We start from the raw sequence: 8704 nt of genomic DNA, 5'->3' as shown, positions 1-8704 counted from the left end.
TAAGGCTCAAGACGGTCCATCTGCGCGTCCGTCAGCCAGAAAAGATCAGACATATCACCGCTCATTTTTCGAACCGTGAATCACGCCACCCACCGGAAATCAATGGGTCCTGACCCTAGCGATCGTTTACGACAACGCGCACAACTATGCCAAAGTGACAGGTTTTCGGAGCTAATGAATGCCCGCCCAAGTTCAGACTTGTGCTGCTTGGACTGCTGTGTGGCCGGGCTCACTGGCCCAGTCTTCGAACATCCTGATCCGCTGCTCAAAGCTGGCAGCTTGCTGTGCACCCCGCTCGGATAAAGTAAACTGAAGCGCGAAGCAGGCCTCGTCCCGTTTCTCGAACTGCAGCGATTCAAACTCCAGCCCCATGCGGCGCGCCAGATCCATCATCCTGCAGGCAGTATTCATCGGATCAGTGCAGTAGAAACTTCCGTACATTATCTTCCACCTTTCATTGACAGAACTTTATTCCGCTTGGGGTGAAATATTCTTTTTCTTTACCTTGCAGCAGCCAGTACCTGAGGGGTAAACTTTCAACAGTTCTTAACTTTGCGAAAGTATCTGCTGTGGCTGAAGGTTCCTTCGATCAGTTCGACCGCAAGATCCTTCAAGCCCTGGCTGAAGACGGGCGTATCTCAAATTCTCAGCTGGCCCAGAAAATCGGGCTTTCACCTAGCCCCTGCTGGCAGCGGGTGAGGCGGCTGGAAAAAGAAGGGGTGATAAGCGGCTACCGCGCAATCCTTGATCAGGAAAAGCTTGGGGCGCCGGAGGTTGTGATGATCGAAGTGGTGCTGGACCGGCATGATGACGAGATTCTAGAAGCCTTCGGAACAACTATGGAACGGATCCCCGAAGTGCTGGAGGTGCATCTGACCACTGGCGAATACGATTACCTGATCAAGGTGGCAGTGAACGGCACCCGCGGCTACGAGGAATTCCTGAGGCGCAAACTCTACCGGGTTCCGGGGATACGCCACACGCGCTCGAGCTTTGTGCTGCGCAGCCTGAAAAACGTGCAGGCTTTCTTGCCGCCCGGCTAAGGCATCCAAACACCGGCAAGCCAGAGGGCCCTCCTGGCCCAGTTTGGCCACATGCAGCGCTGGCGCTCAGATGCTTGCGTCCAGCGCAGTAATCACAGCGTCGCCCATCTGGCTGGTGGAGACCGGCTCCACGCCTTCGCTGGCCAGCAGGTCCGCGGTGCGCACGCCGTCGGCCAGAACCTTCTCGACCGCGGCTTCCAGGCGGTCGGCCTCGGCGCCCTGGTCGAAGCTGTAGCGCAGCGCCATGGCAAAGCTCAGGATGCAGGCGATCGGGTTGGCCTTGCCCTGGCCCGCGATGTCCGGCGCAGAGCCGTGCACGGGTTCGTAAAGCGCCTTGGGGCGGCCATTTTCCATCGGTGCACCGAGAGACGCGGAGGGCAGCATGCCCAGCGAACCGGTCAGCATCGCGGCACAGTCGGACAAGATGTCGCCGAACAGGTTGTCGGTCAGAATGACGTCGAACTGCTTGGGCGCGCGCACCAGCTGCATGGCGCCGTTGTCGGCATACATGTGGCTCAGCCCGACCTCGGGGTAGTCCTTGCCGACGCGGGTCACCACCTCGCGCCACAGGATGCCGGATTCCATCACGTTGGCCTTCTCCATCGAGCAGACCTTCTTGCCCCGGCGCATCGCCAGCTCGAAGGCCGACCGGGCGGCACGCTCAATCTCGCTCTCGGTATAGCGCTGGGTGTTGATGCCGACACGCTCGTTGCCTTCCTCGATGATGCCGCGCGGCTCGCCGAAGTAGACGCCCGAGGTCAGCTCGCGCACGATCATGATGTCGAGGCCCGCGACGATGTCCTTCTTCAGCGAGGAGAAATCCGCCAGCGCGTCAAAGCACTGCGCCGGGCGCAGGTTGGAGTAGAGGTCCATCTCCTTGCGCAGGCGCAGCAGGCCGCGTTCGGGCTTCACCGAGAAGTCCAGGCCGTCATAGGCCGGGCCGCCGACGGCGCCGAGCAGCACCGCGTCGACTTCCTGCGCCTTGGCCATGGTCTCATCCGCCAGCGGCAGCCTATGCTTGTCATAAGCCGCGCCGCCGACCAGATCCTCGCTCACATCGAACCGCAGGCCGCGCTTGTCGCCGAACCAGGCGATGATCTTGCGCACTTCGGCCATGACTTCGGGGCCGATCCCGTCGCCGGGCAGAATCAGAATCGATGGGTTGGGCATGGGGATCCTCCTGGGACATTCCGGGCGGCGGGCTCAGTGTCCCGCCGAGAGATCGAAGGCAAAGACCTGTTCGGCCAGGGCGGCGGCATCCAGCAGGAAATCCTCCTGGTACCACGGGGCGGTCATGTGGAAACCCGCGGGCAGGCCGGAGGGATCCCAGCCGCACGGGATCGAGACAGACGGGTGGCCGGTCATGTTGGTGGCAAAGGTGTAAGGGTACCAGGAGGCCCGCACCCGGCCGGCCGGAATGCCGTTGATGGGAACCGGACCGTGCGGATCCTGGCTGTGCGGCAGCGGCGGTGCCGACAGTGTCGGTGAAGCGATCAGATCGAAACGGGCCAGGACGTCCTGCACCTGCTGGAAGGCACGGGTGCGCGCGGCGCCGGCCGCGGCGAGATCGAGCGCGCTGTGGCGGCGTCCGTTTTCCACATGCACCACCAGGCTCGGGTCCAGCTCGGCGCGCCGGCTGTCAAGCGCCGCACCGGCGCGCGCGGCCAGCAGGGTTTCGAGCACCACCATGAAATGCGGCTCCAGCGCGGCGAAATCGAGTTCGATCTCCGCAACCTCAGCGCCTGCGCTGTCAAGCTGCGCAATGGCCTTGGCGCTGAGCGCAGCGATGCCATGGTCGACCGGGTTGCCCGCCTGCGGCAGCCAGGCGATCCGCAAGCCCTTCAGGGACTGGCAGCGGCGCCGCGCGGGCATCTGTGCCTGACCGAAGGGGTCGCGCCGGTCAAAGCCGCGGATCACATCGAACAGCAGCCGCGTGTCGGCGACGTTGCGGGCCATGGGGGCGACATGGACGTTGCTGGAAAACAGGTCGCCCGCCTGCAGGTTGGGCACGCTGCCGAGCGTCGGTTTCAGCCCGACGGTGCCGCAGCAGGCCGAGGGGATGCGGACAGAGCCGCCGCCGTCGGTGCCAAGCGCAATGGGCCCCATGCCCGACGCCAGCGCCACCGCCGCGCCGCCGCTGGAGCCGCCCGGAGTCACCTCCGGCGAATGCGGGTTGAGGGTGCGACCGAACAGCGGCGACGAGGTGTGGATCTTGTGGCCGAACTCCGGCGTCGTGGTCTTGCCGAACAGGATCGCCCCGGCGGCGCGAGCCCGGGCCACGGCGACCGCGTCCTCCGCGGGGACAAAATCCGCCGCGGTCTTGGATCCCATGGTGGTTGCAACGCCTTGGGTGAGGGTCAGATCCTTCACCGAATAGGGCAGCCCGTGCAGCGCCGGCAGGTCGCCGCCTCTCTGCTGCAGCGCCTCGGCGGCGCGGGCGGCCTCCAGCGCGGCCTCCGGCTGCAGGCTGACGAATGCGTTCAGACCGCGCCGCGCCTCGGTGCGGGCCAGCACCGCCTGCATCACCTCCACCGGCGAGTATTGGTTCCGGCGATAGCCGCGGGCGAGGTCCACCGCGCCCAGATCCGCAAGATCGGTCATCTGTTCCAGCTCCTTCAAATCATCCAGCGGCCGCCGTCGATCAGCAGCGTCTGGCCAGTCACGAACCTGGCCCCGTCCGAGGCCAGGAAGCCGACCGCGGCGGCCACGTCTTCGGGGGCGCCGACAAAGCCGGCAGGGGTCGCCGCCTTGATCCGCTCCAGCACCTCGGGGGCAAGCCGGTCATGGGCGCGGGTGCGGATGGCGCCGGGCGCCACCGCGTTGACGGTCACCCCCTGCGGTGCCAGTTCGCGCGCCAGTGCGCGGGTGAAGCCGATGACGCCCATCTTGGCGGCCGCGTAGTCGGCCAGGCCCGCATCGCCGCAGACCGCGGCATCGCTCGACATGTTGATGATCCGGCCCCAGCCGCGCGCCTGCATGCCCGGTGCCGCCAGCCGGGCCATCCGCATGGCCGAAACCAGCGAAATTTCCAGCACGAAGCGCCAGGTAGCTTCTTCGGAGTCAGTAAACAGCGAGCCTTTTTCCCGGGCGCTCTGGCCGAGGTTGTTGAACAGGATGCCGACCGGGCCCAGTTCGGCCTCCGTCTGCGCAAGAACGGCGGTCATGGCGGCGGGGTCGGTGCCATCCGCCTGAATTGCCAGAACGCCTTCGGGCAAGTGTGCAAGCGCTTCGGCGTCGATGTCGGTGACCGCAACCCGGCAGCCCTGTGCCGCAAGATGCGCCGCCGCCGCCGCGCCGATACCGCCTGCGCCGCCAGTGATCAGGGCAACCCGCGCGCTCAATGGAAACTCCGCCCGCCATCAACCGCCATGGTGATGCCGGTTACATAGGTCGAATCCGGCCCGGTCAGGTATAGGATGGCTCCGGCAATCTCGGACGGCGCTGCCACCCGGTGCATCGCGTAGCGGGCCTTGATGGTAGAGAGCCGTTCATCGGCATTCTGGTAGTCCTCGTAGGAGCTCCGGAATAGCGGCGTGTCGACCGCGCCCGGGCAGACCGTGTTGACGCGGATGCCCTCAGGGCCAAGCTCCATCGCCAGGCACTTGCCGAACATATTGAGACCGGCTTTGCTGGCGCAATAAGCCGTGCGATGGCTGAGCGGCGACAGGCCGGCGGCGGAAGAGACGTTGACGATGGTGCCGGAGCCCGCGGCGCGCAGATGCGGCAGCGCCGCTTGGGCGAGGTGCATGGCGCCTGTCAGGTTCACCGCGATCACCCGGTCCCAGTCTGCCGCGGTCATCTCGGCGGCCGGGGCTTCCAGGTCGATGCCGGCACAATTCACCAGCCCGTCCAAACCGCCGAGCGCAGCAGCGGCCCCCGTGATGGCGGCGCGGCAGGCGGCAGGATTTGAGATGTCGCCTCCGAACACCGCTACATCGCTGTCCTGGGCCGTCTCTTCGAGGTCGAAGGCGGCCAGGCGCGCGCCCTCGGCGGCAAAGCGTGCCAGCGTTTCCCGGCCGATGCCGCTGGCGGCACCGGCAATCAGGATGCGGCGGCCGTTTAGCAGGCCGCTCATGAACCGGCCTCCTCAGCGGCGGCTGCATCAAGCAGCACGCTGCGGATCTCATCGGTCATCTCGTCGCAACGTCCGGTCCAGACGTTGGAGTGCTGGCGTACATAGGCCAGGAACTGGTCAAGTACCCACAGCCGCGAGGGCTGGCCTATAATCTGCGGATGCATGCCGATCATCATCATCCGGTCCTCGGCCCGCAGCATGTCGAATTCCAGCTTCCAGGCTTCCAGCAGTGCAGAGGGGGCCTGCATGGTCCGCCCCGGCAGGGTGATCGAATAGTGGAAGAAGGGCGCGTCATCCAGCACCCAGCGGAACGGCAGTTCGACGATGCCGGTGCGCTGACCGGCGATCTCCAGCAGGTAGGGCTCGTCGTCGTCGAAGAAATTCGAGGAATAGCCGAAACCGTATTCCTGGATCAGGTCCAGCGTATGGGCGCTGAACTCTGCCGCGGGCGAGCGCCAGCCGCGCGGCCGGTAACCGGCAGCCTTTTGGATCGCCTCAATCCCCTTTTCCATTTCCTCGCGTTCCTGCTCCAGCGACAGCTGGGTGATCCAGGTGTGGGTGTGCGAGTGATGGGCGATCTCGTGGCCGCCCTCCAAGATCGCCTCCATGATCTGCGGATGCGCCTCTACAACCAGTCCGGGGACGAAGAAGGTGCAGCTGATCTCGTATTTGCGCAGCAGGTCAAGCACCCGCCAGACGCCGCGCTTCCAGCCATAGCGGCCCTGGGACATCACGATGGGGCGGTCCGCATTGGCTTTGTCGCGCGCGGTCCATAGGGTTTCCGCATCGAAATCAAAGGTGAGGAAAAGCGGGAAGCCTTTCGAGGTGAAGGACATTGTCGTAACTCCCGTCAGACGAAGCGCGAGAAGCCGACCCAGCGCTCCGCGATGGCCAGAGCGGCCCCGGTGAGCAGGATCAGGATGGTGGAGATGGCAGCGAGACCCGGGTCGACGCCGCCCTGGTCGATGGCGGTGAAGATCTTGACCGGCAGGGTGCTTTGGCCCGGGCCGAGCAGGAAGATCGTAACCGGAACATTGTCGAGCGAGGTAATGAAAGAGAAGAACCCGCCTGCGACCAACCCGGGCTTGAGCAATGGCAGGGTGACCAGCCGGAAGGCGGTGAAGCCTCCCGCACCCAGCGTGCCTGCGGCTTCCTCAAGGTCGGTGCCGACACCTGCGAGGCTGGACAGGCAGGCGCGCACCACATAGGGCGAGGTCAGCACCACGTGGCTTGCCACTAGGGCAAAGAAATTCCCTCGCCAGCCCAGATGGGCATAGAACTGCAGCAGAGCGACCCCGATCACCACTGCCGGAAACACTAGCGGAGCCATCAGGAAGGAAGCGATCGCATCAGAGCCCGGCAGCAGGCGGCGGCTGATCGCATAGGCGGCCGCGGTGCCCAGCACCATAGAGGTGAGCGTGGCCAGCAGCGCCAGCCCGAGGCTGAAGCCGATCGCCGAAAGCCAGTCCGGATCGGTCAGCACCGAGCCGAACCAGCGCAGGGTGAAGCCCTGAGGCGGGAAGGTGAGATAGGACGTCTCGGTGAAGGAGCTGAGGGCGACCACAATCACAGGCAGCTGTAGGAACACAAGCACGGCCGCGGCAGTGGCGGTCAGCAAGATCGTCGGGCGCGCGCTCATGCCAGTCCCCCGGACCATTTGCGGGCAACGCGCCCGGCGCCCCAGATGATCAGCAGGGTGATCGCTGTGAGGATGAAGGCAAAGGAGGTGCCCGAGGGCCAGTCCAGTTTTTGCATGAATTCGTCGTAGATCAGGGTTGCCATCACCTTGTAGGCGGGGCCGCCCAGCAGGCGCGGTGTGACCAGCGCGCTGATGGTCAGCACAAAGACCAGGATCGAGCCCGCGAGAATACCCGGCGCGGTGAGCGGCAGGGTAATGGTGAAGAAGATCCGCAGCTTGCTTGCGGCCAGCGTGGCAGCGGCCTGCTCGACGTCGCGCGGCACGTTCTGGATCGCCGTCAGCAGCATCAGCACCATGAACGGCAGGTAGATATGAGTGAGCCCGATCACCAGGCCAGTCATGTTGAACAGCATCTTGATCGGGCTGTCGATCAGGCCGATGTCCATCAGCAGATTGTTCACCACGCCGCGGTTGGCCAGCAGGGTAATCCAGCCGAAGGAGCGCACTACGAGGTTCAGGAACAGCGGGAAGATCACCAGAAGCGTCGCCGCCGCCCGCCAAGCCGGAGTGGTGCGGGCCATGAAATAGGCTAGGGGATAACCCAACAGGAAGCAAAGGAAAGTAACCAGAGATCCCATCCACAGCGTGCGCCCGATGATTTCTCGGTAATAGTCGTCGGTCAGCAGACGGGTGTAGTTTTGCAGCGTCCAGGCCTCGGAGGTGCCGGTGCCGGGAATGTATTCGTGCAGGCTCTGCGGCAGCATCAGCAGCACGGGGGCAAGGAACAGGCCGAGCAGCACCAGCAGCAGCGGCGAGGCGAGCCCGACACCTTTGAACGGCCCGCTCATGCGCCAGCTCCCGCAGCAACCGGCGCGACGAAGGCGCGGTCCATATCGATTTTCAGGGCGACCTCCTGACCCGGTTCGAAGCCGCCGGAAGGGCCGGCAGCATCGACTTCGGCCACAATTTCCACGCCGGGTGCCAGATCCGCCACGTATTGGACCCGCGAACCGATGAAAGAGCGCAGCCGCACCCGCCCGTGCAGACCGCCATCGGCACCGGCAGGCAGCACGCCGATGTCCTCATGGCGGATCACCGCCTCGACCTCGGTTCCCTGCGCCGCTTCGCCCGGCCTCACCGGCAGCGCCAGCCCGCCGCCAATGGCGATGGAGCCGTCCCGCAGCGGGCCGGCATAGCGGTTGGAGCGGCCGATGAAAGTGGCGACAAAAGCGTTGGCTGGATCGCGGTAGATCGCCTCGGGGCTCGAGAATTGCTGGATACGGCCCTGCGCCAGGATACAGATGCGGTCTGAGATTGACATCGCTTCTGACTGGTCATGGGTTACGAAAACGCTAGTTATGCCCAGTTCCTTTTGCAGCTGCTTCAGTTCGATCTGCATGCGATCACGCAGCTGCGCATCAAGGTTTGAGAGCGGCTCGTCGAACAGCAGCAGGCGCGGGCGCGGGGCAATGGCGCGCGCCAGGGCAACGCGCTGCTGCTGGCCCCCGGACAGCTGGCGCGGAAAGCGGTCAGCCAGATGCGCCAACTGCACCATACCAAGCGCTTCCTCCACCCGGGTGGTCAAGCTGCCGCCCCGGACGCCGCGGCGGCGCAGGCCAAAGGCGACGTTTTCAAAGACGGTCATATGGGGAAACAGGGCATAGGACTGAAACACCAGACCAATGTCGCGGCGGGCCACCGGCGTGCGGGTGATGTCCTCGCCCGCAACACGGATGCAGCCGCCGCTGGGTTCCAGCAGGCCCGCAATCATCCGCAGGATCGTGGTCTTGCCACAGCCGGATGGCCCCAGCAGAGACACCAGCTCACCCTCTTCGATGGCAAGCGAGACGCCGTCCACGACGTCCACCTGCCCGTAGCTTTTCCTCAGCTGCTCCAGCTCTAGCCTTGCCATGGCGTATTCCTGTGCGAGTTTTGGGGCGGTTCGGC

The 8704-nt window shown here is 64.9% G+C and carries 10 protein-coding genes; 1 reads left to right on the top strand and 9 read right to left on the bottom strand.

The window, feature by feature from the left end:
• Positions 1-192 precede the first annotated feature (192 nt).
• Positions 193-441: a hypothetical protein gene (locus KUV26_RS22550; protein WP_222510133.1), complete on the bottom strand. Its 249-nt coding sequence runs from the start codon at positions 439-441 to the stop codon at positions 193-195.
• 128 nt (positions 442-569) lie between these two features.
• On the opposite strand from KUV26_RS22550, the gene KUV26_RS22545 reads away from it, so the two are divergent.
• On the top strand, positions 570-1043 hold the full coding sequence (locus tag KUV26_RS22545) for an Lrp/AsnC family transcriptional regulator (protein ID WP_222510132.1): 474 nt from the start codon (positions 570-572) through the stop codon (positions 1041-1043).
• A 66-nt stretch (positions 1044-1109) separates the two neighbouring features.
• On the opposite strand, the gene leuB is transcribed toward KUV26_RS22545, so the two are convergent.
• From leuB to KUV26_RS22505, 8 genes are read right to left on the bottom strand one after another with little or no spacing between them, the layout of a single operon-like run.
• A complete protein-coding gene (gene leuB, locus KUV26_RS22540) occupies positions 1110-2213 on the bottom strand; it encodes a 3-isopropylmalate dehydrogenase (protein ID WP_222510131.1) in 1104 nt (367 codons plus the stop codon).
• A gap of 33 nt (positions 2214-2246) precedes the next feature.
• Entirely contained in the window at positions 2247-3644 is a 1398-nt protein-coding gene (locus KUV26_RS22535; RefSeq protein WP_222510130.1) for an amidase, read from the bottom strand.
• Positions 3645-3658: 14 nt separating this feature from the next.
• The gene (locus KUV26_RS22530) at positions 3659-4384 is read right to left on the bottom strand and encodes an SDR family NAD(P)-dependent oxidoreductase (RefSeq protein ID WP_222510129.1); all 726 of its coding nucleotides are present in this window, start codon (positions 4382-4384) and stop codon (positions 3659-3661) included.
• Positions 4381-5118: an SDR family NAD(P)-dependent oxidoreductase gene (locus tag KUV26_RS22525; protein ID WP_222506175.1), complete on the bottom strand. Its 738-nt coding sequence runs from the start codon at positions 5116-5118 to the stop codon at positions 4381-4383. The genes KUV26_RS22530 and KUV26_RS22525 overlap by 4 nt, the downstream gene beginning before the upstream one ends.
• Positions 5115-5954, bottom strand: a complete 840-nt coding sequence (locus KUV26_RS22520; protein ID WP_222506176.1) for a polysaccharide deacetylase family protein — start codon at positions 5952-5954, stop codon at positions 5115-5117. Before KUV26_RS22520 ends, KUV26_RS22525 begins: the two co-directional genes overlap by 4 nt.
• Before the next feature lie 14 nt (positions 5955-5968).
• Positions 5969-6757, bottom strand: a complete 789-nt coding sequence (locus KUV26_RS22515; protein WP_222506177.1) for an ABC transporter permease — start codon at positions 6755-6757, stop codon at positions 5969-5971.
• Positions 6754-7605 (bottom strand): ABC transporter permease, encoded by an 852-nt coding sequence (locus KUV26_RS22510; RefSeq protein ID WP_222506178.1) that lies wholly within the window; start codon positions 7603-7605, stop codon positions 6754-6756. The genes KUV26_RS22515 and KUV26_RS22510 overlap by 4 nt, the downstream gene beginning before the upstream one ends.
• Positions 7602-8669: an ABC transporter ATP-binding protein gene (locus tag KUV26_RS22505; RefSeq protein WP_222510128.1), complete on the bottom strand. Its 1068-nt coding sequence runs from the start codon at positions 8667-8669 to the stop codon at positions 7602-7604. The genes KUV26_RS22510 and KUV26_RS22505 overlap by 4 nt, the downstream gene beginning before the upstream one ends.
• Positions 8670-8704 lie beyond the last annotated feature (35 nt).

Source organism: Leisingera daeponensis (genome assembly GCF_019801465.1).
Classification (GTDB): Bacteria; Pseudomonadota; Alphaproteobacteria; order Rhodobacterales; family Rhodobacteraceae; genus Leisingera; species Leisingera daeponensis_A.
This window is presented reverse-complemented; position numbering and strand designations above follow the sequence as displayed.